General features: G+C 71.1%; 24 protein-coding genes. 9 read left to right on the top strand and 15 right to left on the bottom strand.

Annotated features, from left to right (window positions below):
- Window positions 1-2898 precede the first annotated feature (2898 nt).
- On the top strand, window positions 2899-3465 hold the full coding sequence (locus OG898_RS10045; protein WP_250745414.1) for a Uma2 family endonuclease: 567 nt from the start codon (window positions 2899-2901) through the stop codon (window positions 3463-3465).
- Window positions 3466-3767: 302 nt separating this feature from the next.
- Here the strand turns inward: OG898_RS10045 and OG898_RS10040 are convergent, their stop codons facing one another.
- The 9 genes from OG898_RS10040 to OG898_RS10000 all read right to left on the bottom strand — a co-directional run bounded on the left by OG898_RS10040 (window position 3768) and on the right by OG898_RS10000 (window position 12404).
- Window positions 3768-4877, bottom strand: a complete 1110-nt coding sequence (locus tag OG898_RS10040) for an aspartate kinase (RefSeq protein WP_250745415.1) — start codon at window positions 4875-4877, stop codon at window positions 3768-3770.
- Window positions 4874-5893, bottom strand: a complete 1020-nt coding sequence (locus OG898_RS10035; protein ID WP_250745419.1) for an aspartate-semialdehyde dehydrogenase — start codon at window positions 5891-5893, stop codon at window positions 4874-4876. Before OG898_RS10035 ends, OG898_RS10040 begins: the two co-directional genes overlap by 4 nt.
- Window positions 5890-6939, bottom strand: a complete 1050-nt coding sequence (locus OG898_RS10030; RefSeq protein WP_266956254.1) for an EamA family transporter — start codon at window positions 6937-6939, stop codon at window positions 5890-5892. The genes OG898_RS10035 and OG898_RS10030 overlap by 4 nt, the downstream gene beginning before the upstream one ends.
- 12 nt (window positions 6940-6951) lie before the next feature.
- On the bottom strand, window positions 6952-8247 hold the full coding sequence (locus OG898_RS10025; protein ID WP_266956252.1) for a methylaspartate mutase: 1296 nt from the start codon (window positions 8245-8247) through the stop codon (window positions 6952-6954).
- Entirely contained in the window at window positions 8244-8651 is a 408-nt protein-coding gene (locus tag OG898_RS10020) for a cobalamin B12-binding domain-containing protein (RefSeq protein ID WP_250745425.1), read from the bottom strand. The genes OG898_RS10025 and OG898_RS10020 overlap by 4 nt, the downstream gene beginning before the upstream one ends.
- A gap of 535 nt (window positions 8652-9186) precedes the next feature.
- Window positions 9187-9423 carry a hypothetical protein gene (locus OG898_RS10015; protein WP_266956249.1) on the bottom strand — a complete coding sequence of 79 codons (237 nt, stop codon included), beginning with the start codon at window positions 9421-9423 and terminating at the stop codon, window positions 9187-9189.
- Between the two features lie 7 nt (window positions 9424-9430).
- Complete coding sequence (locus OG898_RS10010) at window positions 9431-9883, bottom strand: hypothetical protein (RefSeq protein ID WP_266956247.1); 453 nt, start codon at window positions 9881-9883, stop codon at window positions 9431-9433.
- 395 nt (window positions 9884-10278) lie between these two features.
- Window positions 10279-11745: a DHA2 family efflux MFS transporter permease subunit gene (locus tag OG898_RS10005; protein ID WP_266956245.1), complete on the bottom strand. Its 1467-nt coding sequence runs from the start codon at window positions 11743-11745 to the stop codon at window positions 10279-10281.
- A 14-nt stretch (window positions 11746-11759) separates the two neighbouring features.
- Window positions 11760-12404, bottom strand: a complete 645-nt coding sequence (locus tag OG898_RS10000) for an NADPH-dependent FMN reductase (protein ID WP_250745437.1) — start codon at window positions 12402-12404, stop codon at window positions 11760-11762.
- A 112-nt stretch (window positions 12405-12516) separates the two neighbouring features.
- On the opposite strand from OG898_RS10000, the gene OG898_RS09995 reads away from it, so the two are divergent.
- Together OG898_RS09995 and OG898_RS09990 are read left to right on the top strand one after the other, a co-directional pair.
- Complete coding sequence (locus tag OG898_RS09995; protein WP_266956242.1) at window positions 12517-13203, top strand: TetR/AcrR family transcriptional regulator C-terminal domain-containing protein; 687 nt, start codon at window positions 12517-12519, stop codon at window positions 13201-13203.
- Between the two features lie 102 nt (window positions 13204-13305).
- A complete protein-coding gene (locus OG898_RS09990; protein ID WP_266960169.1) occupies window positions 13306-14466 on the top strand; it encodes a serine hydrolase in 1161 nt (386 codons plus the stop codon).
- Here the strand turns inward: OG898_RS09990 and OG898_RS09985 are convergent.
- The 3 genes from OG898_RS09985 to OG898_RS09975 all read right to left on the bottom strand — a co-directional run bounded on the left by OG898_RS09985 (window position 14450) and on the right by OG898_RS09975 (window position 17050).
- On the bottom strand, window positions 14450-14695 hold the full coding sequence (locus OG898_RS09985; RefSeq protein ID WP_250745441.1) for a hypothetical protein: 246 nt from the start codon (window positions 14693-14695) through the stop codon (window positions 14450-14452). The genes OG898_RS09990 and OG898_RS09985 overlap by 17 nt on opposite strands.
- A 112-nt stretch (window positions 14696-14807) precedes the next feature.
- Window positions 14808-16112: an LPXTG cell wall anchor domain-containing protein gene (locus tag OG898_RS09980; RefSeq protein ID WP_266956239.1), complete on the bottom strand. Its 1305-nt coding sequence runs from the start codon at window positions 16110-16112 to the stop codon at window positions 14808-14810.
- 38 nt (window positions 16113-16150) lie between these two features.
- Window positions 16151-17050 (bottom strand): YhjD/YihY/BrkB family envelope integrity protein, encoded by a 900-nt coding sequence (locus OG898_RS09975; protein WP_250745452.1) that lies wholly within the window; start codon window positions 17048-17050, stop codon window positions 16151-16153.
- A 161-nt stretch (window positions 17051-17211) separates the two neighbouring features.
- Between OG898_RS09975 and OG898_RS09970 the strand changes: the two genes are divergently transcribed.
- The 3 genes from OG898_RS09970 to OG898_RS09960 all read left to right on the top strand — a co-directional run bounded on the left by OG898_RS09970 (window position 17212) and on the right by OG898_RS09960 (window position 19746).
- Window positions 17212-17802: a GNAT family N-acetyltransferase gene (locus OG898_RS09970; RefSeq protein ID WP_266956237.1), complete on the top strand. Its 591-nt coding sequence runs from the start codon at window positions 17212-17214 to the stop codon at window positions 17800-17802.
- Between the two features lie 65 nt (window positions 17803-17867).
- Window positions 17868-18377 (top strand): SigE family RNA polymerase sigma factor, encoded by a 510-nt coding sequence (locus tag OG898_RS09965; protein ID WP_250745455.1) that lies wholly within the window; start codon window positions 17868-17870, stop codon window positions 18375-18377.
- Window positions 18378-18453: 76 nt separating this feature from the next.
- Window positions 18454-19746 carry a hypothetical protein gene (locus tag OG898_RS09960; RefSeq protein WP_266956234.1) on the top strand — a complete coding sequence of 431 codons (1293 nt, stop codon included), beginning with the start codon at window positions 18454-18456 and terminating at the stop codon, window positions 19744-19746.
- Between the two features lie 50 nt (window positions 19747-19796).
- Here the strand turns inward: OG898_RS09960 and OG898_RS09955 are convergent, their stop codons facing one another.
- Window positions 19797-21455 (bottom strand): bifunctional 3'-5' exonuclease/DNA polymerase, encoded by a 1659-nt coding sequence (locus OG898_RS09955; RefSeq protein ID WP_266956232.1) that lies wholly within the window; start codon window positions 21453-21455, stop codon window positions 19797-19799.
- A gap of 270 nt (window positions 21456-21725) precedes the next feature.
- Window positions 21726-22553: an NAD(P)H-binding protein gene (locus OG898_RS09950; protein ID WP_266956230.1), complete on the bottom strand. Its 828-nt coding sequence runs from the start codon at window positions 22551-22553 to the stop codon at window positions 21726-21728.
- A 91-nt stretch (window positions 22554-22644) separates the two neighbouring features.
- On the opposite strand from OG898_RS09950, the gene OG898_RS09945 reads away from it, so the two are divergent.
- Window positions 22645-23058: a helix-turn-helix domain-containing protein gene (locus tag OG898_RS09945; protein ID WP_266956228.1), complete on the top strand. Its 414-nt coding sequence runs from the start codon at window positions 22645-22647 to the stop codon at window positions 23056-23058.
- A 4-nt stretch (window positions 23059-23062) separates the two neighbouring features.
- Window positions 23063-24241, top strand: a complete 1179-nt coding sequence (locus OG898_RS09940) for a DUF2786 domain-containing protein (protein ID WP_250745467.1) — start codon at window positions 23063-23065, stop codon at window positions 24239-24241.
- A 6-nt stretch (window positions 24242-24247) separates the two neighbouring features.
- On the opposite strand, the gene tatA is transcribed toward OG898_RS09940, so the two are convergent.
- Window positions 24248-24433, bottom strand: coding sequence for a Sec-independent protein translocase subunit TatA (gene tatA, locus OG898_RS09935; protein ID WP_250745472.1), 186 nt, complete (start codon window positions 24431-24433; stop codon window positions 24248-24250).
- A gap of 419 nt (window positions 24434-24852) precedes the next feature.
- Between tatA and OG898_RS09930 the strand changes: the two genes are divergently transcribed.
- Window positions 24853-26934: an FUSC family protein gene (locus OG898_RS09930; RefSeq protein WP_266956225.1), complete on the top strand. Its 2082-nt coding sequence runs from the start codon at window positions 24853-24855 to the stop codon at window positions 26932-26934.
- Window positions 26935-26952: the final 18 nt, after the last annotated feature.

The raw sequence follows: 26952 nt of genomic DNA, 5'->3' as shown, positions 1-26952 counted from the left end.
CCGGCACGGCCGCATCCTGCTCGGCCGAAAGTTCAGCCGTTTTGAGTAGTGCAACCACCGATGTGTGAATGCATGGGTGGCGAGTGCGCATGCTCGTGTCAGGCGCGGAACCATGGAGGGGGAGCTGGATGGCCGGCCGGTGCATTACTGCCGAGACGGCCCAGGGAATCAATGGGCCTGAGTGGATCCGGACGCTGCTGGAGAAGATCTATCCGGCCTCGCGCCATCCCTGCCTGCGGAACACCACTGGCGCTCCCCGGCGCTCCCCGGCCATGGTGGAGCATTCGCGGGCCTCGATTTGTTTCCGGATCGAGCTAGACCGCGCATCAGCGATGACCTCACTTGCCGGAGCCCTCGGCGCCCCTCGGAGGCGTCCTCGCCGAGGCGGCTCTCGGAACGCAGTCGCTATTTAGCGCCAGCTCCGCCCAGCAGTCGTGTCAAAGTAGTGCCGTGAATTCGCTTCCGAAGGAATATTGAAATCCTCTGTAGGTGGAGTTCATTTATTTTGCTCCGCAGGATGAGATCGTCTAGTCGGTAAGATTCCTCCGTGAGCATGGCGTCAGCTCGACAGTCTCCCTCGTTGCTGACGTCGTTCGTCACCCGACGCTCAACATTCTCGGCGCGCCGTATCATCCAATCGAAACTCAATGGAGAACTGGTGGTCTGCAAGGTTGGGTCGTGCAGGAAATGGAGATGCCGATGGAAGCCGCAATCGTATACTGCGGTGGATACGGGTGCGAGCATCCTGAAGGTTACCGAGGAGAGCCCCTTGTCGCGTATAGCCTTCAGGTGGTCGTGTGTGGCTTCGAGTGCCGCATGTGCTCGCTGAAATTCTGGTTCGAGCAATTCCTTTTCTAGTGATTTCGGTGAGGCGAGAGGGTCTCGCTGAAACCCAATGCGCGGTGACCATGTGCGCCCTGTCTGGTCGGAGCGGCATACGTGGCTGAAGTAGGAAGAGCGGTATGTGGGGAGCTTCTCATGGCAGAGCGATAGGGCTGTCTGAAGCTCAGCCAGCTTGGCCAGGAGTTCGTTCAGCATGCGGTTCGCGTCCTTAGCCGCCTCATCTCTGGCCCTAACTCGATCGATCAGTGGACTAGATCGAGTGGCGGCAGCTATTCCGATAGCGACCACGAGTACAGGGATCCACGTTCTCTGCTCGGCGATCTGTGGGAGTTTTTCATAAACTTTCTTGAGGTCGGCCAAGAGCATTCCCGGTCGTTCACTTGCGTGCACGATGAGTGATGCGGTGGCGAAAATTACAGGCCGTCGGGTTGCCGCCCTTGTGATGCGCATCGGGTATTCGGTAACGATTCCTATCGAACTCCTGCGCGCCGCCATTCTTTCGAATTCTCTTGCGGGGATAGGATTTGTAAGCCGCCTGGCTCTCGCGTAGTGGAATATTTGGACAGGGTTCTTCTTGGGGAGCCTGAGTGCAGATTTAGGGAGTTGATCTCGCCAGCCGGGCAGTCGAACGTCTGCGCCCAACATCCGGGCTGACTTGAGTGGGCCGGTAGTCCATGCGCGCCGCTCTACCCGAGTACTTGTTACGCTCCAGAAGCGGATGGCTGTCCATCGTGCGAATTCCGAGATGATTGCCAGGAGGACCGTCGCGGCTCCGATTTTCGCTGCGACGGCAATCCAAGGTGTACCGATGCCAGAGTCAATGGCCTCGAAAATGCTACCCAGAACCATCAATGCCCCTCCAGGGCCGTGGCGGTGGTCTCCGTGGCCATTGTCCGTGCGTTCTGTAGCCTGGGCGGACGGTTGAGGGAATTCTGAGGTTCGGTGGATCGACTCTGGGGGGGAGGCAGGCTTGAGCCCGATTCGGGCACGTACGCCTGAGGACGGGTCGTCGGAGGGTGATGGAGGGCGCGTGCGATCGCGATGCCCTGGACGGTGAATTGGGCGCTACCCCCGAGCGGTGCGCTTTCCCGTGCCGTGGGACTGGTAGGCCCATCTGGCGAAGCCGTCGACGGTCAGGGAGGCGATGATGGCTCCCTAGTCGATGACCTGGGGGAGGCCGGGGAAGAAGGCGAGAGCCGAAGCGGCGCCGCTAAGGGAGTCGGTGATTCCGGCGCGGCGGCGTTTGGCTTTCCAGGTGGGGTCTGCGGGGGTTGGGCTGGGTGGTCATGTGCGGCTGACTTCGTGATGTGGTGGCACTGACTGCACCGGCGCACACCGTTGACGCTGAGGCGAGCGCACGCCTTGCCGTAGCGAGGCAGTGTCTGGGGTGCGTTGTCGCGCATCGGGTGGATCTCGTACTCGGTGTGCGTCTTGCCCCAGGCGGTGCGGTAGGTCTTGTTGTCGGTGTCCGCGTAGGTGAAGTCGATGCGCCAGTTGCAGAAGCCTGAATTCAGGGCCCTACGAAACCGCAGTCGACGCCGGCGTGCGCCTTGGCGGAGAGAAGACGGCCAGTCCGACCGTCGTGCCGGGAGCGGTGGTGATCCGGGCTGCCAAGAGATTGCCCGTGGGTGTCCCCTCAGGTGGAGTGTGTCGGTCAGATGGGAGCGCATGCCGTCGACTCGGAGTTCTGACCCGAGGGGCAGTCCACTACGAAGAGTGATCAACGGATTGGCATGCTGACCACCCGTAACCGCCGCCTCGGATGCCGGTTTTGCTGCGAGTGTGGTGCGTGGACCGGATCAGCCCAGGCAGCGGCGAGCCGGGTGACTGGCTCCGTGGCACTTCTTCTGCGTGAGGAAGCTGCTGGCGGATCGCGGTCCTCTCCCAGACGTTCATGCCACTGGGCGCCTGGGATCTTGACCTGCCGGCCGCTGGACCGGATGAGTGTCCGGAGGGTGCCGGTTCTACCGGCGTCCAGAGTGCTGGCCGAGCTGAGACAGTACGCTGAACTGAGCGGGGATCGGGCCCGCTCGCATGGTGTCCGGGAGGTGGGTCATGACTGCCGAGACGGCAGCCCCTGCGTGGATGCACGAGCAGATCACGGCCGAGCAGTACGACTCCTGGTCCGAGGAGCAGTGTGCGGGGATCGAGATCGTGGACGGGATGGTCGTGGTGAGTCCCAGCGCGTCCAAGCGGCACAATCGGATCGCTCGGATCTTGGCGAACGTCTTGGAGGCAGCCGCCGGGCCGGACTGGAATGCCGATACGGACTTTGACGTCCGACTTCAGGACGTCCCACTTACCAATCGCCGTCCGGATGTCGTTGTGTACCGCGCGGACGCGATCGACATCACGCCTACCCGTCCCGAGCACGTGCTGCTGGTCGTGGAGGTTGTCTCACCGGGGTCGGAGACCACCGATCGGATCGTCAAGTCGGACCAGTACGCCAAGTCCGGTATCGCCTTCTTCTGGCGGGTCGAGCAGGCCGCGACCGGTGTCCCCTTGGTGTACACCTATGTTCTCGACCCTGCGACCAGGGCCTACCGAGACGGGGACGTGTTCACTGGTGTCGTCAAGGTCTCGGCTCCTTTCCCGGTGGAGTTCGACCTCGGCCAGATCTGACCTCATGCTGGGTGCCGCCGCGCTTGAACGCGTTGTCGTCGGCGGAGCGGCAGCCCCACGTACGTGAGCGATGCGTGAGCGGACTGGGTGGCATGAGGTTATGGGGTGACACGCGGGGCGGTGGACGCAGCGTCCCGACCTAGGGATCCGGGATTCAGCAGCACGGCTCGGCACCGTTCGAGATGATCTTGTGGGGCCTCGTAGTGCGTAGGTCTCGGGTTCGAATCCCGAAGGCGGCTCTGTAGAACCCCCAGGACTCACTCGCCGTGACCTGGGGGTTTTGCTTTTCTACGGATCTTTGGTCAGACCAGGACGGATGCCCGGTCGCGGAGGTCGGCGTGCAGGCGGTGTCCCCAGTCCAGGGCGGTATCCGCGGTGGGGGCCACGTGGAGCACGGGGTGTCCGGCACGGACTTCGGTCACCATGCGCTCATCGGTGATCTCGCCGGTGAGCCCGTTCTCGTCGAGGCAGCGGCGCACGTCGAAGAAGCCGCCGTTCACCACCACCAGATGGCGGCCGGGCCAGTCCGGGACGCTCACGGGAACCCCGGCGGATTCGAGCGCCGCGAGGGCGAGCTCCGCCTCGGACGAGGTCCCGAACTCGGCGACGACCGAGCGGGCGTCGATGATCACGGAGTCCACGCCGATGCCGTCGCCCACGCCGTCGATCACCGAACCCGCCTCGAACCCGCCCGTGTTGAGCCGGCAGACGATCTGCACCGAGTGGCGCTGGGCGGCCCGCACCGCCTCCGGGTGCAGGACCTTCGCGCCGTGGTGACCGAGCAGCACGACGTCCTCGTAGGAGAGGGCGGGAATGCGCCGCGCCTCCGGGACCAGGCGGGGGTCGGCGTCGTACACGCCGTTGACGTCGGAGTAGATCTCGCAGCTCTTCAGGCCCAGAGCGCCTGCCAGCGCCGTGGCGCTGAGGTCGGAGCTGTTCTTCCCGAGCCAGGCCGGGGTCCCGCCCCCGTCGTCGGCCTGGCCGCCGGGAAGCACGACCACGGGAGCGCGGGTGAACGCCTCCTCCAGCGGGGCCGGGTCGAAGCCGGTGAGCGTGGCCGCCTTGTGCCGGGTGCCGTCGGAGCGCAGTCCGGTGCGGTCGCCGTGCAGCATCACCGCGTCGACGCCCTGGCCCCGCAGGGCTATCCGCAGCAGACCTGCGCCGATGGTGTCCGCGAGGGGCAGCACTCCGTGGAGCGCTTCCACGGACACGCCGGGGTCGATGGACCGGGCGATCTCGCGCAGGCCCTCGGTCGCGCCGGGCATGCCGCTGACGACCACGACGAGCCGTTCCCCGGCTTCGACGCGGGCCCTGATGTGCGCGGCGACATCACGGTAGTGGGCGGCGGAGGCGAAGCTGGACCCGCCGAACTTCAGCACGCCTGTGGGGCGGTGGCCGATGGTGCTGCTCATGCGATGCCCTCCTGGACGGCTCGTTCGGCGATCTGCAGTGCGTTGAGTGCGGCGCCGATCCTCAGGTTGTCCGCGACGAGCCACAGCAGGGCGCGGTTCGGGCGCTCGGGGTCGACCCGGATGCGGCCGACGTGGACCAGGTCGGGCGCGTCGACGATGGTGCGGGGCGTGGGCCACCCCTCGCGCCACACCTTGACCTCGTCCTGGGCGTCCAGCAGCCGGGCCAGCTCGGTGGCGTCCACCGGGCGATCGCACTCGAGGGTGACGGCCTCACTGTGCCCGTTCTCCACGGGCACCCGTACGCAGGTCGCGACGAGGTCCAGTCCGGGCAGATCGAGGATGCGCCGGGACTCCTGCCGCATCTTGCGCTCTTCGAGGGTGAATCCGTCGTCCTGCAGGACGTCGATGGCCGGCAGGACGTCGAAGGCCAGCGGCTGGCTGAACCGCCGGGCCTGAGCGGTGTCGCCCGCCAGAATGCTGCGCGCGCCGTCGTACAGCTCGTCGATGCCGTTCTGACCGCCGCCGGAGGCGGCCTGGTAGGTGGAGACGTAGACGCTCCGCAGCCCGAAGGCCTCGTGCACCGGGCGCAGCAGGCGAACCAGCGGAATGGTCGAGCAGTTGGGGTTGGCGACGATCCCGGAGATCGGGCGCTCGGCCAGCAGGGCGCCGTTGACCTGCGGAACTACGAGCTGCGATGCGGGGTCCATGCGGAAGGCGTTGGTGTTGTCGATCACCAGGGCACCTGCCCCGGCGGCCTTCCCCGCCCATTCGGCGCTGACGGGCGTACCCGCGGAGAAGAACGCGATGTCGACGTCGGAGAAGTCCGTGGTGCGCAGGTCCTCGACGACGACGGTCCGGCCGAGGACGGACACGGTGCGGCCGGCGGACCGCTCCGAAGCGATCAGCCGCACGGAGTCGTGGGCGAATCCGCGCTGCTCGATCAGGCCGAGCAGGGTCTGGCCTACGGCTCCGGTGCCGCCGACGACGGCGATACGGGGTGGACGCGAACGGCTCACGTGGTGCTCCGGGAAGGGAGGGCCGGTACGGGACCGGCGGCTTGGACCGCCACAGGGGCGAGAGGAGGAGAAGCAGGAGTAGAGGCAGGAGTAGAGGCAGGAGTGGCGACAGGAGTGAGGGGGGCGGCCGGGGGAACCGTGGCGGCCGGGCGGCTCGGCCCGAAGCGCCAGCCGAGGTTGATGCCCAGGGTCGCGGCGGCGATCAGCGGAATGCCCAGGGCTTGCAGGAGGCTCACGCTGTGTCCGTACACGGCCCAGTCGCAGAACATCGCGACCGCCGGGTAGATGAAGGCCAGCACGGCGATCTTGGACGTGGGCAGCTTCTGGTACGAGGAGTACATGAGGGCGTACATCACACAGGTGTGGATGACCCCGAGGCCGACGAGCCAGGCCCAGCCGGCGCCCAGACCCGCGGTCTCCGCCAGGCGCGTGAACGGAAGCAGCAGCGGGATGCCCACGAGAACCTGCATCAGGGCGACCAGATGCGGCCGTACGCCCGTCACGCGCTTGGTGAAGATGGTGGAGAGCGCGTAGAAGAGGGCCGCGAGCAGCGCCTCTCCCAGTCCGAGCAGGTAGCTGCCTCCTCCGACGAGGTCGGCGGGGGACACCCCGGCGACCAGGACGAGTCCACCGAAGGCGACGGCCAGCCAGGCGAACTTCGAAACCGTCAGCTTGTCGCGGAAGAAGAGCGCGCCGAGCAGGACCACGTAGAACGGCTGTGTGTGGTAAACGACCGTGGCCACGGAGATGGATGTGGACCGGTACGACTCGAAGAGCAGCACCCAGTTGAAGACGATGAACACACCGCCCAGGCAGGTCAGGAGAACCTTGTGCCGGGTGAAGCCGTGGTCGCGGAAGAATCCGCGGGCCAGGCAGTACAGGCCGAGTGCGACCGCGCCGAACACGCAGCGGAAGAAGACCACGTTGAACGGCGTGGCCCCGGACTCGACCACGAAGACGCCGATCGTGCCCGAGAGGGCCATCGCCAGGGACAGCTGGAGAGTGCCCTTGCGTTCCAGGGCCGCTCCGGTCGGGGCTGCGCTCATGGTGAACCTCTTCTATCGAAGGACGGGGGGTGCGGGCCGGAGGTCGTAGCGCCTCTGGTTCTCGCTGAGCATCCGGAGCAACTCGGCCGATCCGCCCGCGTGGGGGTCCGTGCGCGCGCTCCGCGGAGGCAGGGGCATCCGACCGGTGTCGGCCCAGGTGAGCCGCCCCTCGGGGGTGAAGGCGGTCCGTGTCCGCCCGGCGTTGTCCGGGTGGAGGCAGTACGGCAGGTCCAGCACACCGGTACGGAACGCGGTGACCAGGGCGTCGCCGATGTCATGGCGCAGTCCGCGCACCGCATCGATCAGGGCGCGCGCCTCCCGGTAGGTCTCGCTGTCCTCGTCACCAAGGTCCGTACGGGCGGTGAGAGCGGTCTGCGGCCCGAAGCGGGCCGCGTGCTGGGCTGCGAGTTCCAGCGCCTCGACGTTCTCCGCGACGGTGGGGATGCGCGAGGATTCGACGGCGGTCTTGACGATCAGCCGGTGCGCGCCGGCCGACATCGCCAGTTCCACGCTGTCGCGGGAGATCGCCGCAGCGCCCTCGGGGGTGTTGGGGAAGAGACCCATGAACGTGTAGACGACGATGTGGGTGTCCAGGTCGGGCAGGAACTCGCCGACGAGTCGGCGCAGTGCCCGGATGGCCTCGAGGTCCTGTCCGGCGTGCACCTGCTGGGCGTAGCTCAGCGAGATGCTGCGCAGGCCGTGCTGGCGGAAGAAGAGCCCCTCCAGGACGCTGAGCGCGACCGTCAGCGAGGGCGGGCACAACTGGCCCAGCATGCAGCCGGCGAAGCTCTCCAGGTGTCCGGGCCTGCCGTCGCCGGGGCCCGGCGCGAGGACCTCGCAGCACTCGGCCCAGGCCTCGACGGCCTTGGCGAGCGGAACCCGGCTGTAGGGCAGGCAGTAGGAGACGGGGCCGCCCTCGGTGGCGTCCAGTCCCGCGTCCAGCAGGGTCCGGAAGATCTTCAGGGGCTGGGCGGATCCGTGCCGTACCTGGACGGGGACGCGGGTGCCGACGGCCTCGGCGACCATGTCGCGGGTGTCGGCGGCCCCGTGCAGGACGAGGGGATAGCCGTTCAGGTCGTGGCCGTCGCGCAGGGCGAGGTCGGCGGCCGCGTGATCGCCGACCCTGGTGTAGCTGTCCAGGGTGAGGGTGGCGACGGTGTCGGCCCGTGCGCCGGCGACGGCCCGCAGACCGTCACGCATGCGGGGGATGGTGCCGAAGCCCATCCGGGGCTGGACCACGAGCCGGCCCTGCGCGTGGTGCTCGGCCACGTAGGCGGAGAAGGCGACGGGCGCCGGTGACGCCGTCACGCCGCGACCAGGGCGTCGAGGTGCTCTAGGTGCCGGACGAACTCCGGAATCGCGTCGTCACCGACGAAGACCCCGGAGAAGCCCTGGTCGAGCAGGTCGGCGATGTAGTCGGCGTTCCCGTCTCCCCGAGTGCCCAACTTGCCGCCGATGACGACCGGAAGGCCGGGAAGGTGCTGGTGCACGGCGCGGACGTACGAGCCGCCCTGCTGGTGGCCGTGACCGTTGACGCTGCTGATGACGACCAGGTCGGGACGCTCGCTGAGGACTTCCTGCACAAGCAGTGATTCCGGCACACAGGCACCGAGATTGACGGTCTGATGACCGAGTTCCTCCAGCAGGAGCTGGAGATAGACGAGATTCCAGGTGTGTGAATCCGAGGAGACACTGGATATGAGGACTCTCATGAGGTGCTGGGCTCCTGCTGCTCGGTGGCGGTGTTCCTCGACGAGTGGGGGTGGGGGTGGTCGACGGCCCGGCAAGCGGTCTGTTCGGAGGCCGTTTCCCGGTGGCGTCGGAGAGAGCTTCTCCCTCCGTGCACCCCGCGCGTAAGGACTTGCGGCTGGCATGAAACGCCCGGGCCGCTTGGTGCCGGTCGCAGGCTCCTGAAAACGCGCCCGACCAGCGCTTTCGTGACATTGGCACGCACCGGCCAGGGCCTAGCTGGCCACGCACTGACGGGCCGTTTGGGGTCCGGGGCCGCGAAGGGCGCAGTCGGCAACGGCCAAGACGGCCGGCTGCTGTGCGCGGTCACCGGCCGACACCGTGGCAGTTCGGTCCGTCGCCGGCTGATCGGGCAAGGCGTAGGTCCCGGGGGCGACTCCCGAAGGCGGCTCGGATGAGCCCCAGGGTTCACTCGTCGTGTCCTGGGGCTCTTTCATGCCCCGAGCCACTGTCCCCCGGCCCCTGGACGCAGGCCGTGCAGGGCGGTGTGGGGGCCGATCAGCTCTGTGGGTGAGCGGCGCGTCTTTTCGACAGGTGGGACCGTCGTGCCCAGCGGGCCAGGGCGCCGACGGCGAGCGAGGTGACGATCGCGCCCCAGTCGATGACGTGGGGAAGCCCCGGGAAGAAGGCGAAGAAGGCGAAGGACGCTGCCGCGGCGACCAGGAACGAGGTCAGTCCGGCGCGGCGGAGCTTGGCTTCCCACGCGGAGTCGTCGGGTGAGGGCTGGGTGGTCATGTGCGGCTCACTTCGTGATGTGGTGGCACTGACTGACCCGGCGCACACCGTTGACGCTGAGGTGAGCGCACGCCTTGCCGTAACGAGGGAGCGTCTGGGGTGCGTTGTCGCGCAGCGGGTGGATCTCGCACTCGGTGTGCGTCTTGCCTCGGGACGTGCGGTAGATCTTGTTGTCGGTGTCCGCGTAAGTGAAGTCGATGCGCCAGTTGCAGAATCCTGCGTTGAGGGCTCCTACGAAACCGCAGTCGACGCCGGCGTTCTGGTACGTGATCTTCTTGCCTTCGCCGCGGACGACGTGAGTGAACATGCAGCCCGTCGGAACCTTCATGGTGACTCCTCCGACTTGGTAGTCGAAGCCGGTGACGGGTGTCGAGCCGATGGCGCCGGCGTGCGCTTCGGCGGGAAGTAAGACGGCCAGCCCGGCCGTCGTGGCGAGAGTGGCGATGATCCGGGCTGCCAAGAGCTTGCCCTTCGGTGTCCCTTCAGGCGGAGTACGTCTGTCGGAAGGGAACGCTCGTCGTCGACTTGCAGTTCTGCTCCGAGAGGCACTCCACTACGAAGAGTGATCAGCAGATTGGCATGCTGACCACCCGTAACCGCCACTCCCCAACGGATGTGGTGGCGCCTGTGGTTGAGTCCGCGCCCCTCGGCGCACGTACTGCGGTGCCTGTCGTGCCGCTCGGCTCAGTCGGAGCCGGTGGTACCGGCGCACACCAGTGGTGTTGAGGTGCGCGCACGCCTTGCCGGGGGAGGGGCCGGCCGTGGTCTCCGTACGGATGCTGCCTACGGGGGACGCGGCGCTGACCAGCGCCGCGTCCCCATGCCCCGCCTCGCCTTCGTGGCTGCTGCGGTGGGTCAGGGGCGGCGGGTGGGGAGGTGGGATGTCGGGATCAGGGCCAGGGTGAAGAGGAGGGCCGCGATGGCGTAGGTGGTGCGGAAGCCTGTTGGGGTCGTGCCCGTTCCGGTCAGGGTGACCGAGAGGAGGGCGGTGCCGACCGAGGCGCCGATCTGGGAGTTGATGCTGAGGAGGGTGCTCGCCGCCGTCATGCGGGCCCTCGGCAGGTCGCGGCTCGCCGTGGTCATCGTCGGCATCATGACCATCCCGGCGCCGATGCCCATGACGATCGAAGCGGTGACGAACCGCCAGGGCGCCGCATCCGCGGAGCCGGCCTGGAGCGCGGTCAGGGCCATGCCCAGGGCGCCCACCGCGATACCGGTCCGGATCAGCCGGCGCGGGGAGACCTTGTCCACGCGGCGCGAGGCGATCTGCATGACCAGCCCGACGGTGAGTCCGGCCGGTGCGCCCAGCAGCCCGGCCGCCGTCGCGGTCATGCCGCGGCCCTGCTGCCAGTACATCGGTCCGAGCAGCATGGATCCGAAGTAGCCGCAGGTGAAGAGGGTGAGCGTGACGATGCCCGCCCGGAAGGTGCGGTCGCGCAGGAGCGTCAGGTCGAGGAGGGGTTCGCGGGCGGTCATGGACCGGCGGGCGAAGGCGGCCACGAGCGCGGCGCCGGCCAGGGTGGGGAGCAGGGCGCCGGGCGCGGTGAAGGTGCCGCCTTCCCCGCCGCGGGCCAGGCCGTAGAGGAGCAGGGCGAGGCCCGGGGAGAGCATCAGCAGGCCGGGTACGTCCAGCCGGGGCGGGGAGGCCGAGGAGCCCGGTGCGTCGGAGCGCAGCAGTTTCGCGGCGAGGAACAGGGCGACCGCCCCGACGGGCAGGTTGACCAGGAAGATCCACTGCCAGGACGCCGAGTCGACCAGCCAGCCGCCCAGTACCGGACCGGCCACCGGCCCGACGATGATGGGCAGTCCGAGCAGGGCCATCACCCGCCCGAGCCGGGCCGGGTCCGCCGTGCGCATCACCATGGCCATGCCGACGGGCATGAGCAGCCCGCCGCCGAGGCCCTGGACCGCGCGGAAGGCGATCAGGCTCCCGGCGCTCCAGGCGCACGCGGCGAGCAGCGATCCGAGCGAGAACAGGGTGAGGGCGCCCAGGTAGGTGCGCTTGGCGCCGAAGCGGCCCATCGCCCAGGCCGAGGCCGGGATGACGGCGGCGAGCGCGAGCGTGTACGCGCTGGCGGCCCACTGGATGGTCGCCAGGGGGGCGTGGAAGGCCTCGGAGAGGCGGTGCAGGGCGACGTTGACGATCGTCATGTCGAGCACCGACATGACCGAGCCGACGATGACGACGCCCGCGGTGCGCCGCAGCAGGCCCGCAGATGTGGGTGTGGGTGCGGGTGCGGGTTCGGGGGAATCGGTGGTGGTCGCGAGGTCCGTGGGTGTCGCCGCCCGTTCGGGCCCGTCGGGATCCCGGGTCGTACGCATCCTCGTGCCGCCCCTCAGCCCTGGTACGGGTGGCTCGCGCGGGCGGCGCGCAGCGCGCGTCCCCACCAGGCCAGCTGGCCGAGCATGCCCTTGACCGCGCCCTCGGCCACGGCGGTGTCGCGCGGAACGCCGTCGGGGTCGAGCCCGGACCAGGGCCCGTGCAGGCTGACGGAGTCGCGCACGGTCACGGTGTGCAGCTCGGCGAAGACCAGCCGGAGCTGCTCGACGGCGCGCAGGCCGCCGCCGAGGCCGCCGTAGGAGACGAAGCCGGCCGGCTTGGCCTGCCATTCCTCGCGGTGCCAGTCGATGAGGTTCTTCAGTACGGCCGGGAAGCTGTGGTTGTACTCGGGGGTGACGATGACGAAGGCCTCGGCGGCGGCCAGCCGCGGGCTGACCTCCGCGAGGGCGGCGGCCGCCTGCGGGCTCGGCGAACCGCCCCAGCCGGGCATGGCCAGCGGCAGGTCGACGTCGGCGAGGTCGATGAGGTCGAGGTCCAGGCCGCCGACGGCGCCCGCGGCGCCGAGGAACCAGTCGGCGACGGCGGGGCCGTGACGGCCTTCGCGGACGCTGCCGAGGATGACGGCGACGCGCAGCGGCGCTTCCGGCTGGGGAGCGGTGGGAGCGGTGGCAGCGGTGGCAGCGGAAGTGGCGACGGACATGGCGGATCCCCCTCGTTGGCGGTGCGGCCGCCCGTGCAGCCGCTCCTCCGGTAAACTACAACGACCGTTGTAAAAAGTGCAACGGTCGTTGTACTTCTCGTGTGGAGGCGAAATGAGCACCGGCACCGGCGCGGGCACCGGCACCAATGGCACCGGCACCAATGCCAAGAAGCTGGAGAAGCGGATCGCCATCGCGAGCGCGTCCTGCGGGGTCTTCGGCCGCGAGGGGTACGCCCGCGCCTCGGTCGACGCGCTCGCCGCCGCGGCCGGCGTCTCGACCCGCACGCTCTACAACCACTTCCCGGGCGGCAAGGCGATGCTCTTCGCCACCGTCGTCACCTGGACCTCGGGGCAGGTCCGCGACGCCCAGATCGCCCAGATCGAAGCCGTCCTGAACCCCGAACGCCCGCCCCGCCCCGAGGACCTGGAGCGGGACCTCGTCGCCTTCGCCCACCGGGTCATCGGGCTCATGACCGACTACGCCGACCACTTCGCGCTGGTCCGCCACATCCACGCCGAAGCCGACCACGTGCCCCCGGAGGTCCTCGAAGCCTGGACGAACGCCGGACCCGGCCCGGTGTCCCGCGCCCTCGCGGACGCGATGGCGGGCCTCGACGCCGCCGGGCTGATCGACGTACGCGGCGACGCGATGCTGGCGGGCGCCCACTTCATGGCGCTGACCTCCCACTCCATCGTGATGCTCTCGCACTACGGGGTCCTGCCCCTCCCCAAGGACCGGACCGACCACCTGATCGCAGGCGGCGTCGCCGCCTTCCTCCGCGCCTACCGGGTGGGCTGAACGGCTCCGGTCGCCCGGCCCCCGGGCCGGGGCTACGTTGGACGGGTGAGCACGACACGGTTGCGCAGGGCGGCTGTGGGAGCGGCCGCAGTGGGGCTCCTGATGGTGCCCGTGGGGGCCGGTGCCGGGTACGCAGTGGACGTGCCGACACCACCGGCGGCGAGCAGTCCGGCCGTATCCGATGAGTTTCCGCAGCTCACCCCCGCCGTGGCGCGGCAGTTGGACGACGCCATCCGGAAGGTGATGGACGAGGCCGAGATCCCCGGGGTCCAAGTGGCCCTGTCCGCGCCGGGCAAGGGAACCTACGTACGGGCCTTCGGCGTGGCCGACAAGGCCACCGGTGCGCCCATGACCGACAGCCTCAACATGAGGATCGGCAGCGAGACCAAGACCTTCACCGTGACCGCGATGCTGAAGCTGGTGGACGAGGGCAAGATCGGGCTGGACGACCCCATAGGCAAGTACGTCGACGGCGTGCCCAACGGCGACCGGATCACGCTCCGCGAGCTGGCGGGCATGCGCAGCGGACTGTTCAACTACTCGGCCGACGACGACTTCTTCAAGGCGCTGACCAGCGATCCCCGGAAACCCTTCACCCCGCAGGAGCTGCTCGCCTACTCCTTCAAGCACCCGGTGCTCTTCGAGCCGAACGCGAAGTTCTACTACTGCAACACCAACCTGATCCTGATCGGGCTCGTCGTGGAGAAGATCAGCGGGCAGACGCTCGCCGACTACATCACCGAGGAGGTCGTCGAGCCCGCCGGGCTGAAGCACACCCTCTTCCCGACCGGCGCCGAGTTCCCGACCCCGCACGCGCAGGGCTACACGGACCAGACGGCCTCGGGGAAGACCGAGGACGCGGCCGACTGGAACCCCTCCTGGGGCTGGGCCGCCGGAGCGATGATCTCCGACCTCACGGACCTGCGGCAGTGGGCCAAGGTGCTGGCCACCGGTGAACTGCTCACCCCCGCCACCCAGGCCGAGCGCCTCGATGTCGTACCGGCCCTGCCGGGCACCGGCTACGGACTGGGCATCTTCAACGTCCAGGGGTGGATCGGGCACAACGGCTCGCTGCCCGGCTACCAGTCGCTGACCGTCTACAACCCGGAGCAGTCCGGTGCCACCCTGGTCGTGCTGCTCAACACCGACATCTCCTACAAGGGCGAGGAGCCGAGCACGCTGTTCGGCGAGGCGATCACCAAGATCGTGACCCCGCAGCACGTCTACACGCTGCCGGCCCAGCCCGTCACGGGGAAGGACTGACCATCCGGCGGGCGGCCGCCTCCGCCAGTGCCGGAAGCACCGAATGGTCCGAGTCGAACGGGAGTTGCAGCATCAGGACGTGGTCCCCGCGACGCAGGACCATGCGGCGGCCCCGCAGGTACGCCTCGTCGGCCGCTCCCGCGCCGACCGGGGTCGCCCGGCGCTTGTGGGTGGCGAGCAGCCGACGGCCCAGGGCCCTCGACGCCGTCTGCATGCCGAGCGAAGTCATGTGTGGCCCCCCGTTGCGGGGCCGGTTCCCTGCCGGCCCGGCCGTAGCGTAGGGCGGCGGCGATGCATTGTGACCCCCCGCGCACCGGACAATCGGCGTGCGGGGACACGCCCTAGGAAGTGGGGGCGGCCCGCTCCGGTGGCGGCGTCCCGCCGGAGGCTTCCGCGCCCAGGAACTCCACCACCGCCAGGGCGAAGAGCAGGGCGAGGGCCAGGCCGACGACCACCCAGCCGGTGGGGTAGGACCAGAGGACGTAGGCGGCGAGTGCTGCCGCGACCAGGGCCCAGACGATCCGGGAGCGGTGGCGTCGGACGAACGGCCCCACCGGGCCCGTGCGCAGGCCGGCGCGGTCGGCGGTGGAGCGCGCCGCGCCGATGCCCGAGGTCCACAGGCCCCGGACCAGGCCGGCGCGGCGGCCGGGGCCGGTGAGCCAGGCGGACAGGGCGAGGACGAGGCCCAGGGCCACGACCATCCTGATCATGGTGTGGATCAGGTGGGTCAGGGTGTCGTAGACGGCTCCGGCGGCTTCCGGGGAGACCCCCGCGGGCAGCGCGTCGAGGTAGACCACGCGGAAGACCCGGAGCCCGATGCCGAGCAGCGCGGTGGCGGCGGCCACGCCCAGGGCCCCCGCGACCAGGGCCCGGCGCCGTCGCCGCGAGAGCAGGACGCCGCCGGCCACCAGGAGTACGGCGAGGACGGGCAGCCAGTTCCCGGTGATCTGCAGGAGCCGGACGTAGGTCTTGACCTTGCCGATCTCGTCGGAGCGGACGAGTGTGAAGTCGGTGTGGATCTCCGGGATGCGCCCGGCGGCCTGCATGCCCTCGTCCACGAGACGCTGTTTCACGAGGTCGACGACGGGACCGAGGTCGAGCGTGACCGTGTCGCCCTCCAGGCTCACCGCGCCGCCGCCGCTTCCGGTGAGCGCCTTGTCCACGGAGGCGTGGATCTTGCGGTTGGCCTCGGTCCAGAGGGTGGCGAAGGCGTCCGAGGCGGCGACCGCCCGCGCCTTGTCGTGCACGAAGCTGCGGACCGCCCCGTCGAGGGAGTCCCCCAGCTTCCCCAGCGCCTTCTCCAGGAGCGGCCGTTCCTCCGGCGCCGCGTCGGACAGCAGGGAGGCCAGGTCGATACGGGTCATGAGGGCGTCGGTGACCCTGTTGGCGACGGCGTCCTGGACGGCCGGGTCCGAGGCCAGCGGGGCGACGGTCGCCACGTAGCGGTCGGTGTCGCCCACCTCGTCCGCCGCCCAGGCCGCGACGATTCCGAGGGGCGCGAGCACACAGCCGAGGACGATCAGCAGGGCGGCCAGGAAGGACTTCGCGCGGTGCCGGGGCGGCCGCGACAGCCGTTCCGCTTCGAGCGTCGCGATACGGGCGCGGAGTTCCGCGAGCTCCTGAGCGGCCGATCCTTCGTCCGACACCGTGCCTCCTCATCCGCGGTGATCGCGGAGCGTCCTCGTCAGCCTCGACCGACGGGGTCCCCCGGGCGACCGGGGTTGGGCCGTCCGGGGGATGCGGGGGGCGGCCCGCTGCCGGGCGTTCTCACGTACCTGTTCAGGGGCGGCTCCTCCGCCAGTACCGCGCCGATCGTCACCGCGAAGGCGACCGAGGCGCATACGGCGATCAGCCACGAGAGCACGACGAGCACGAGGCCGAGGGAGCCGTATTCCCCCATGGCCCTGTCGAGCGCCGGCGGGATGTAGACGCGCGCCGTCAGCCCGAGCACGCTGGTGGCGGCCCCCGCCAGCAGGGCGCCGGGCAGCAGCGCCGACCAGCTGACGCGGTTGGCGAGCAGGAGGTGCTGCGTCCACAGCCAGACGCCCGTGCTCACCAGGAAGAAGAGCGGTGTTCCGACGAGGGGGCCGGCACCGAAGCCGTTGCGGATCGGGCCCTGCAGCACGAGTACGAGCACCATCACCAGGAGCCACACCACCCAGCGCCAGGCCGCGATCCGGGTCCCGGCCTTGGGCAGCAGCCAGGCACGCTCGCAGACCCGGGCCATCGCCCGGCTCAGGCTGGTGGCCGACACCAGTGTGACCAGCACGCCGACGATGCCGGTGGTCTCCCGCAGGCCGTCGTCGTCCGCCCCGTACAGGACCTTTTGCAGCTCCTGGTCGGGTGCGCCGCTGAGCCCGAACATGGCGCGCAGGGAATCGCGGAGCTGGTCGCGCACGCCCGCCGGGGCGAAGGCCGAGAAGGCGAAGAGCAGGGGCACCGAGCCCAGGAAGGCCTGGGCCGCGAGGCGGGTCCCCGAATCCAGGAGGTTCGCGGCCAGCAGCCTGCTCGTGAGCTCGGAGAGGAAGGGGAAGCGCAGCTCCGCACCGGAACGCAGGCCTTCCAGCCGGCTCTTCCACCGCATTCCGTCTCCTGCCCGGGCCCGTTTCCCGAAGTATCGACGGTCTGCCGGTTCGTCGCGATTCGACGGTTCCCGCGCCACGGTCCCGGCCGGTGCGGGGGGCGCGACCCGCGCGCGGTTGCAGAATTGGGGAGCGCGACAGGGACGCCACGAGGGAGAGCGATATGAACGGTCGGACGACGCACGACGAGGCCCGCACCCCGGAGGCCGCCGACGGCGGGGGCAAGGTGGTCCTGCGCGAGGCGGGCGAGGCGGATCTGGACACCGCCGCCGAGCTCTTCCGCGGCTACCTGGAGTTCTACGAGGTGGAGGTCGAGGACCCGGAGCGCCCGCGTGCCTTCCTGGCGGAGCGGCTGGCGGGCGGCGACTCCTTCATCCTGCTCGCCGAGGTCCCGGGTGCGGGCACGGTCGGCTTCACGCAGGTCTACCCGATGTTCTCCTCGCTGGCCATGAAGCCCGCGTGGCTGCTGGGCGACCTGTACGTGGCGCCCGCCGGCCGCCGTACGGGCGCGGGCCGCGCGCTGCTGCGCGAGGTGCTGCGCCGGGCGCGGGAGGCCGGGGTCTCGGGCGTGCAGCTGGAGACGGCGTACGACAACCTCGTCGCGCAGGGGCTGTACGAGGCGGAGGGGTTCGTCCGCGAGGAGTTCCACATGTACTTCCACGACCTCTCCGAGACGGGCTCCGAGACGGGCTCCGAAGCGGGCTCCGAGGCGGGCTCGGGAACGGACGCCGGGGCCGTTTCCGCATCGGTCTGAGATCGGCTGAAACATTCCCGGTCCCCGTCGCGTCATTGGGGTGAGACGGACGCGAGGGGGAGCCGATGGGGTACGGACGCAGAGATGGGTTCCGTGAGTTCGCGATGGGAAGATCGGCGCATCTGTACCGGTCGGCCTGTCTGCTGACGAGCGGCGACACCCACCTCGCGGAGGATCTCGTACAGGAGACCCTCGGGCGGATGTACCTGCTCTGGGCACGCGTCGCCCGGATCGACAATCCGGCGGCGTACGCGCAAACCGTGCTGGTGCGTGCCTTCCTGACGCACCAGCGCCGCCGGTCGGCGGGGGAGCGTCCGGTCGGGGAGTTCCCCGACGCGGGCGCGCCGGCCGGCGGCGATCCCGCGCTGCGGCTGACGCTGCTGGAGGCGCTGGGGCGGCTGGCACCGAAGGACCGGGCGGTCCTGGTGCTGCGGTACTGGGAGGACCGCAGCGTCGAGGAGACCGCCGACGTGATGAACGTCAGCTCGGCGGCCGTACGGACCCGCAGCTCGCGTGCGCTGACCCGGCTGCGGGAGCAACTGGGCGGCTCGCTGGCGGAGTTCGCGGGGCGCTGAGCATCCCGCCCGTTGTGTACACACCGTTCCACCTCTCTCATCCCATGATCCCCTTGGACGGAAGGTCTGATTCCGCATGCCCTTTGAAGATGAGCTCGGCGAGGCCCTCCGGCGAACCGGTGACGGCTTCACGTCCGAGGGCCGCGACCTCGTGGACGCCGGGGAGCGGCGCGGGCGGCGGATGGTGGCCCGTCGCCGGGCCGCCATCGCCGGCGGCTCGGCGCTCGCCCTGGCGCTGATCGGTACCGCCGGGGCGTACGCGAACGGGATGCTCTGGGGGGCCGGCGGTGGCGGGGGCCGGGCGAACGTGGCGTCCTCGCAGGAGCCGCCCGCTCTGGGGCCGATGGTCCGGCAGGGGCAGACGGAGCGCAACAACCGCGTCGGAACCGGCGCCGTCTCCGCCGAGCAGCTGACCGGGGTGCTCAAGCAGCTCCTGCCGCAGGGCACGCTCAGCGCCGTCGAGGCGCGCGGAACGGGCCACGAGCTGGGCCCGGCGGTGAGCGCGGTCTTCGATGACGGCGAGGGCAAGAGCATGGTCGGCTTCGGCCTCTACCGGATCGACCCGAAGGGCGAGATGGCCGAGGACATGCTCAAGTGCCCCTCCAAGACCACGACGAAGCACGACAGTTGCACCTCGGAGACGCTTGAGGACGGCTCGCGGCTGTTCCTCTACAAGGGCTACGTGTACCCCGACCACCGGGCCGACGTGAAGTCCTGGCGCGCCATCGTGGTGACCCCCCAGGGGTTCATGGTGGACGCCCACGAGGAGAACTCGGAGCAGGAGAAGGGCTCGCCCGTCAGCCGTCCGGCACCGCCGCTCACGCTCGCGCAGATGAAGGCGCTCGTGACCTCCCCGCTGTGGCATCCGGCCCTGAACGACCTGCCCGCCGCCGGTCAGGAGGACGAGCGTCCGGCCGGCCGCCAGGGGGCGAGGGCGGCAGGCATCCTGGAGGAACTGCTGCGCGCGGACGGGATCCCGATCGTGAGCCGGGACGAGGAGCACGGGGATCTGGGCTACCTGGTGCTCGACGACGGCAAGGGCAAGTCGCTGGTCAGCCTGGACATCCAGGTGGACAGCCAGAGGAAGCCGGGTGAGCCGGCCACATGGGCGGACTTGTTCAAGGACGCCGAGACGCTGCCGGACGGATCGAAGGTCCTGACCGAGAAGCGGGACGGGGACAAGGGCGTGCCCGGCATGCTCTGGTGGAAGGCCGAGGTGCTGCGGCCGAACGGGACCCGGCTGATCCTGTCCTCCTTCAACGCCGCGACCCAGGGATCGGCGGTGACCCGCAAGGAGCCGGTGCTGAGCGTGGAGCGGATGAAGGAGCTCGTGACGAGCCCGAAGTGGGCCTCGGAGTACGGGCAGTAGGAGGAGCCGGCGGGCCGGCCGCTTCCCCTGCGTCCCTTCGTCTGCCTACGTCACTTCGCGTCCGCGTAGCACTCCACGACGGCCGCGGTGAAGGGGAAGCGGACCGGGGTCTCGCCGAAGGTGATCCGGCCGGCCAGGTCGCCCGCCTCGCGGATCGCCGCGACCACGGCCGGCGCCTCCTCCTCGGGGCAGTGGACGATGACCTCGTCGTGCTGGAAGAAGACCAGCTCGGCCCGCATCCCCGCCTCCGCGAGGGACCGGCGCAGCGCCGCGAGCAGGAGCAGCGCCCAGTCCGCGGCGCTGCCCTGCACGACGAAGTTGCGGGTGAAGCGGCCGCGGGCCCGGGCGTCGGTCGAGGCGTAGCTCGGGACGTAGCCGTCGGGGAGCTCCTCGGCGTCCTCCGGATCGGCCGGCGGCGGACAGGTGCGGCCCAGCCAGGTCCGTACGAGCCGCCCCTCCTCGCCCGCCTTCGCGGCGTCGTCCACGTAGGCCACGGCCCGGGGGAAGCGGCGGCGCAGCGCGGCCAGGTTCTTCAGGCCGTCCCCGGAGGTCTGCCCGTACACCGCGCCGAGCACGGCGATCTTCGCCATGTCGCGGTCGCCGGAGAAGCCCTGGCGGGAGATGGAGGTGTACAGGTCCTCGGGGCGGCCGGCCACCTCCATGAAGGCGGGGTCGCGGGAGATCGCGGCGAGCACCCGGGGCTCCATCTGGTCGGCGTCGGCCACCACGAGCCGCCAGCCGGGGTCGGCGACGACGGCCCGGCGGATCACCTTGGGGATCTGCAGGGCCCCGCCGCCGTTGGTGACCCAGCGGCCGGTGTAGGTGCCGCCGGGGATGAACTCGGGGCGGAAACGGCCGTCGTGGACCCAGTCCGCCAGCCAGGACCAGCCGTGGGCGGTGTAGATCCGGTACAGCTTCTTGAACGCGATGAGGGGCTCCACGGCCGGGTGCTCCAGGTCCTGGATCTCCCAGCGCCGGGTGGACTTGAGCTTGATCCCGGCCTCCGCGAAGGCCTTGATGACGTCGGCGGCCAGCTCGGGCCGCACGCGCCGACCGAACGCCGCCGAGACCTCGTCGGCCAGCTCCGCGAGCCGGCGGGGCTGGCCGCGCCCCGCGTACCGCTCGCCGAGCAGCTCGGTGAGCAGGGCCCGGTGGACGTCGGCCCGCCAGGGCAGGCCCGCGCGGTTCATCTCGGCGGCGACGAGGAAGGCCGCCGACTCGGAGGCCACGAGCAGCCGCATCCGGTCGGGGTGGGCGGTGGCGCCCTGCCGTTTCGCCTGGTCGGCGTGGACGGCGACGAGGGCGTCGAGCGGGACGGGGGCGGGCTGGGGGTCGAAGAGGGAGTGCTGGCTGCCGGGTTCCGCCGCGCGCTGCGGGGGATCGGGCGGTACGGGTGCGTTCGTCAGGCGGGCCCAGGCGGCGGCCGCCGAGCGGGGTTCGCCGAGGCGGCCCTCGTGGGCGAGCAGGAGCAGCTCGGCGTCCTCGATGTCGTGGCAGCGCTCGACGCGGGTGCCGGCGGCGAGGAGTCGGGGGTAGACCGCCTGCGTGGAGCGCCAGACCCAGCGGGTGCCGGTGGGGGCTGCGCGGATCGCTTCCGCGGGGTCGGTGGTGGTGATCCGGCCACCGCCGGTGGGGTCGTCCAGTGGCATGGCATGCCAGCGGCCGTCGCCGTCCTCGGCGAGGGCCCACCGGGGGATGCGGTCGCTCATGAGTGCGAGTGTCCCACCGGGGTCTGACAGTGCCGGTGCGCGGCGCGCTGGCACAGGTGTGTGCCGCTGGGTGGGGCAGTGGGTCCCCTACCCGCCCTTCGCCCGTTCCCCGGGGCTCCGCCCCGGACCCCGTCCTGGGGCTCCGCCCCAGACCCCGGTCCTCAAACGCCGGACGGCTGGAATTGCTGCGCCCGGGCCTCAGCGTCGGACGGCTGGAATTGCTGCGCCCGGGCCTCAGCGTCGGACGGCTGGAATTGCTACGCCCGGGCCTCAGGTGCCCGACGGCTGGAGTTGCTGCGGGAGGGACGCCTTGTACGTCTCCAGGGCGGGGCGCGGGGGGTGGGGCAGGAGGGTGCGGAGGGGGCCCTGGTCGGGGGTGGCGAGGAAGCCGGCGGCGATCGCGGAGTAGGTGCCGACCAGCATCGGGGGCTGGAAGGGGGCCGTTCCGGGGGCCGAGAGGGCCGCGCGGGCCTCGGCGAGGGTGGCCGGGGCGTAGACGGAGCCCGTCGCGGCGGCCAGGTCGGCGCCCGACAGGGGCCGGTCGCCCACCAGCTCGTACATCCGGCCCGCGTGTGCGGCGGGGTCGAGGGCGACCCGTACCGCCACGTCCGCCAGGTCCTCGCGGGAGACCGCGGCCAGCCGGCCCCGGCCCAGCGGGGCGGTGATCCGCCCGTCGGGGCCGGGGGCCGCCAGGGCGGCCAGGAGTTCCGCGTACAGGCCGTTGCGCAGGACCGTCCAGGCGAGGGAGGAGGAGGCGGCGAGGCGGCGTTCCGTCCAGCGGTGGGCCAGTGCGTACGGGAGGTGGTCGCCCTCCGCCGTGAGGCTCGTGTAGACGACGTGGCGGACCCCGTCCCGCTCCGCCGCGGCGATCGCCGCCTCGTGACGGCGGATCACCTCGTCGTCCTCCCCGTAGCCCGCCGAGATCAGCAGGAGGGTGTCCACGCCCCGGAAGTCCAGGGTCTGCGGTGCGTCGAAGTCGACGCGGACCCGGGAGGGGCCGGTGGGGCGGCGGGTGCCGATGCGGACGTCCGGACGGTCCGCCAGCCGCTGTGCGACCAGGGAGCCGAGGCCGCCCGAAGCGCCGGTGATCAAGAGCATGGGAGGGCCTCCGAGCCGTCGTTCAGGGGGTGCGCTTTCGCGTCACGCCTATCGTGTTCGATCAGTGCGCGGCGCATAAGGAGGCACATTCATGTCAGCAGGGCACACGGAAGTAACCGCCCCCGAACCGGTGGTGAGCTGCGACGACGACTGCGGGATCCGCGACGTCCTCGACCGGCTCGGCGACAGGTGGTCGGTCCTCGTCGTCGTCCAGCTCGCCGCCGGACCCCTGCGCTTCAACGCCCTGCAGCGGTCCCTGGAGGGCGTCTCCCAGCGGATGCTGACCCTCACCGTCCGCCGCCTGGAGCGCGACGGACTCGTCCGGCGGACCGTGTACCCGACCGTGCCGCCGCAGGTCGAGTACGAGCTGACCGCGCTCGGCCACAGCCTGACCCACCTCGTGAAGGGCCTCGCCGACTGGTCCCTGGCCCACCGTCCGCAGATCGCGGCCGCCCGGGCCGAATGGGACGAGGAGAAGGCCCAGCAGGCGGTCATGCCAAGCTGAAGGGGTGAGAGACATCGTCGACCGGGCCTGCGAGGCCGCGCTGTACAACCAGGACGACGCCGGGCTGGACGCCGGGGCGTCGGTGCTCGTCGCCGAGGGGGACCGCTGGGGCGGTGTCGGACAGGCGCTGCTCGCGCGCGGTGAGGAGTACCTGCGCCAGGCCTGGGAGCGCGGGTGGCGGCCGGCCGACGTGCTGCGGCTCGTACGCCGGGACCTGGAGCAGGCGCACCTGCGGATCGCCGAGGACCTGATCGCCGCCGAGGCCCGGCGCTACGCGCGGCTGCCCGAGCGGTGGACCGACGCCGAGGTGTGGTGGGGGGACGACACCGCGTACGGGGAACGACTGGTCCAGCGGGAGCGCACCGACCGCTTCAGCCTGGCCGGGACCGTCCTGGAAGTGTTCCGGCTGTTGATCCGGCTGCCCTCGATCGAGCCGGTCGGGCCGCTGCCGGGGGACCCGGCCGACGTGCTCGAACACGCGCACATCGAGCCGCGCATGCTCGGCCGGATCCGGGCGCTGCTCGCGAAGGCCGAGGCGACCACCTTCCCGGAGGAGGCGGAGGCGCTCAGCGCCAAGGCGCAGGAGCTCATGGCCCGGCACACCGTGGACGCGGCCCTGCTCGCCGTGAAGTCCGGCACGACGCAGATACCCGGGGCCTGCCGGATCGGCGTCGAGGCCCCGTACGAGGAGGCCAAGGCGGTGCTGCTCGACGCGGTGGCGAGCGCGAACCGGTGCCGGTCCGTGTGGAACAGCGCCTACGAGTTCTCCACCGTCGTCGGCTTCGAGAGCGACCTGGAGGCGGTGGAACTGCTGTACACCTCCCTGCTCGTCCAGGGCACCGCCGCGATGACCCGTGCGGAGGCCGGGCAGCGGGCGGGCGGGCGCAAGCGCACCAAGACCTTCCGGCAGTCCTTCCTCCTGGCCTACGCGAGCCGGCTCGGCCAGCGTCTCGCGGAGACGGCCGAGCACACGGTGGCCGACACCGTGGCCGAGGCCCCCGACAACCTCCCGGCCCTGGTCGCCCGGGACGTGGCGGTCACCTCGCGGGCGGAGGAGATGTTCCCCCGGACCACGACGACGCGGCTGCGCGGAGCGACGGACCTCGCGGGCTGGGAGGACGGCACGGCGGCGGCCGACCGCGCCCACATGGCCGACGGGCGTCGCGCCTCCCTGCGGCAGTAGCGCGGATCAGCGCTCGGCGGGAGCCGGTGCGGCGGGCTCCTCCTCGCGCAGCGCACGGGCCTCCGCCTTCAGGATGCGGGCGGACCTGCCCAGGCCGCGGGCCATCTCGGGCAGCTTCTTCGAGCCGAACACCATCAGGCAGACGAGCACGATGATGGCGACGTGCCAGGGTTCCAGGGCGTTCCTGAGCATGGGTGTGTCCGCCTTCGGGTCGGTGCCGGCAGTCTGCCGGGACGGTTCCGGAATCGGTCCGTCCGGCCGATGATCGGCGCTGGCGGCCCTGCGGCGCCATAGATCAGGCCAAGCCTGAAGAACACCTGAAGCCGGGGGCACGCGTCCCCGGCTGCCCTGCGGGGCCGTCCCCTACCCGCCCTTCCACCGTTCCCCGGGCGCTGCCCGGACCCGAAAAGAGCGCCTCAAACGCCGGCGGGGCTGGATGCATCCAGCCCCGCCGGCGTTTGAGGCGCGGGGTCCGGGGCGGAGCCCCAGGGAACGGTGGAAGGGCGGGTAGGGGACTTCGCCCCGCGCAGCGGCACACACACCGGATCCGACGCGCAGGCGGCCCGGCCGGGCTCCCGGGTTCCGCCCCCGGCGGGGCTACGCTCGGGATCATGAGCTGGGTCCGGGCACTGAAGGACACCGCCCGGGCCGGGCTGACGGTCGAGCGGACCCGGCTCCAACCCCTCGTCGCGCTCCGCGCCGCCGCGGGCCTCGCGATCGTCATCGGCGTGAGCCTCGCCCTCCTCGGGCCCGGCTCCGCCGCCAGTTCCGCCTTCGGCGCCTACATGGCGGCCATCGCCACCTTCCAGAAGAGCTGGCGGCCCCGGCCCGTGCTCGCGCTCTCCGCCGGGCTGACCCTGGCCGTGTCCACCTTCATCGGCTACCTCGTCGGGTCCTCGCACACCCTGGCCTTCATGCTGCTGCTCGCCGTGTGGAGCTTCGCGGCGGGCCTGATGTGGGCGGCCGGCCCCACCGCGGGCATCATCGCCTCCGGGAACGTCGCGATCATGCTGGTCACCGTCACCCTGCCCACCTCCGTGCCCCAGGCCGCCGGGCACGCCGCGATGATCGCCGCCGGCGGGGTGGTGCAGGCCCTGCTGATCGTGCTCTTCCCGATCCGGCGGTGGGGCGCCCAGCGCGACGCCCTGGCCGACGCCCTCGCCGCCGAGGCCGACTACGCGCGCCGCCTGCGCCAGGACCCGGTCGCCTCCTTCGACCCGCAGCCGCTGATGAAGGCGCGGGACGCCGCGACCGTGACGGTGCGCCAGGCCCGCCGCCGCCCCGCCGAGCTGCACGGCGCGCGGGGGCTCGCGGAGCGGATCCGGCCGGTGCTGGCCCTGCTGGCCGACCCGGCGGTCGGGGCCCCGGCCGAGGGCCCGGCGCGGGACCGGGTCCGGGAACTGCTCGCCGCGGCCGGGTCGGTGCTGGACGCCGCCGCGTCCGCGATCCGGCACGGGGAAACGGTGCGGCTGCCCGCGCCGGCCCTCGCGGTGCTCAAGGCCCCCGACACCGCCGATCTGTTCCAGGGTCCCGCGCTGCGCGCCGCGCGCAGGCTCGCCGCCCTGCTGGACGACGTACTCGACACGGCCGAGCCGGGATCGGGGCGCACCGCCGATCCCGGGGAGTCGATGCTGCGGCCCACCCTGCCGGCGCTCGCGCCGATGGTGCTGGCCGCCGTACGGGCGGAGCTGCGTCCCGGGTCGCCGATCCTGCGGCACGCCGTGCGGGTCACCGCCGTCGCCTGCGCGGGCTACGGCATCGGCCACGCGCTGCCGTTCGGCCACGCCTACTGGGCCCCGATGGCCTCCGTCATGGTCATGCGGCCCGATTTCACGCCGACCTACACCCGCGCCGTCGCCCGCTTCGGCGGCACCCTGGTCGGGGTCGCCCTCGCGACGGCCGTCGTCCAGCTCGCGCACCCGGGGATGTACGTGTCCGGGCTGCTCGCCGTCGTCAGTGCGGGGCTGATGTACACGTTCATGCGCACCGGGTACGCCGTCTCGATGGTCTTCGTCTCCGCCTACGTGGTCTTCCTGCTCGGCATGGGCGGCCTGCGCTGGGACCAGACCGTGCCGGACCGCGTCATGCTCACCCTGGTCGGCGGGGTCCTCGCGATGATCTCCTACGCCGTCTACCCGGCCTGGGAGACCCCGCGACTGCGGACCCGGCTGGCCGACTGGGTGGCGGCCAACGGCCGGTACGCGGCGACCGTGCTCGGGCAGTACGCGGACCCGGCCGGAGCACGCCGCGACGAGGTGCGCAGCGCCCTGCTGGCGGTGCGCGACGCCCGGGTCGCCTGGCAGGAGGCGGTGGACCGGGCCGCGGGGGAGCCGGTGCGTCACCGGGGGATCTCCGGGGCGGCCGCCGAGGACGCGGGCCGGGCCCTGGCTGCGATGGGCCGCCACGCGATGCTGCTGGAGGCGCACTTCCCGGACCGGTCCCGGCCCCCGGTGCCGGGCGCGGCCGAGCTGGCCCGGGCGCTGCGCGAGGCGACGGAGGCGGGCGCGAAGGCGGTACGGGAGCGGCGGGTGCCCGACTGGGAGGGGGTCCGCGCGGCGCTGGCCGACGGGGACACCCCCGATCCGGGCGTGCTGCGCGGGGCGGCGCGGCAGCTGCTGGACTCCCTGGAGGAGGTTTCCGAGGCCCTGCGCACCCCGCCCCGTCCGGACTCCGGGGAAGGACGTCACCCTTAGTGGTGCTTTGCCTTCCGT

The sequence above is a fragment of the Streptomyces sp. NBC_00193 genome, from assembly GCF_026342735.1.
Lineage (GTDB): Bacteria > Actinomycetota > Actinomycetes > Streptomycetales > Streptomycetaceae > Streptomyces > Streptomyces stoeckheimensis.
Note: the sequence above shows the minus strand (reverse complement) of the source record. Positions and strands in the feature narration are given on the sequence as shown.